This is a genomic window from Vibrio sp. 1249-1 (assembly GCF_033340495.1).
On sequence record NZ_JAWOWJ010000853.1, the window covers coordinates 1 to 587 of the forward strand.

Annotated in this window: 1 pseudogene; it reads right to left on the reverse strand. The window is 46.7% G+C overall.

The window, feature by feature from the left end:
* Positions 1–163 precede the first annotated feature (163 nt).
* Positions 164–587, reverse strand: a pseudogene (locus R7Z50_RS29290) (malate synthase A); the annotation flags it as partial.

Genomic DNA, 587 nt, shown 5'->3' on the forward strand with positions numbered 1-587 from the left:
GTCTTTTTCCAGAGCTTCAATTTGTTGGCGGCGAGTCAATGTCATTGGTCTATCCCTCTTTATTATTTGCACTTTTGTTTGTGCGTTGAGTTTCCGTTCTCAGGCAGTACATCCCTATCTGCCTCGAAAGTTTTCACGTTATTGGTATTACAGTTAAGAATTCTTAGTCCAGATAGTCATAACCAGGAACGGTTAAGAAGTTGGTTAGCTCATCGCTAGTTGTTAGCTTCGCCATCAATTGTGCGGCTTCTTCAAAACGCCCGGCTTGATAACGTTCTTCGCCCACTTCTTGTTTCACTACTTCCACTTCTTCTTGCAAGTAGGTTTCGAACAGTGCTTTTGTCACCTGTTGGCCATTGTCGAGTGACTTCCCGTGCTGAATCCATTGCCAGATTGAGGCGCGAGAAATCTCAGCAGTCGCAGCATCTTCCATTAATCCGTAGATTGGTACACAGCCGTTTCCAGAAATCCAAGCTTCGATGTATTGCAGCGCAACGCGAATGTTGTGGCGCATGCCTTCTTCTGTACGTTCACCGTCACACGGTTCTAGCAACTCGGCTGCGGTAATTGGCGCATCTTCGGAGCGA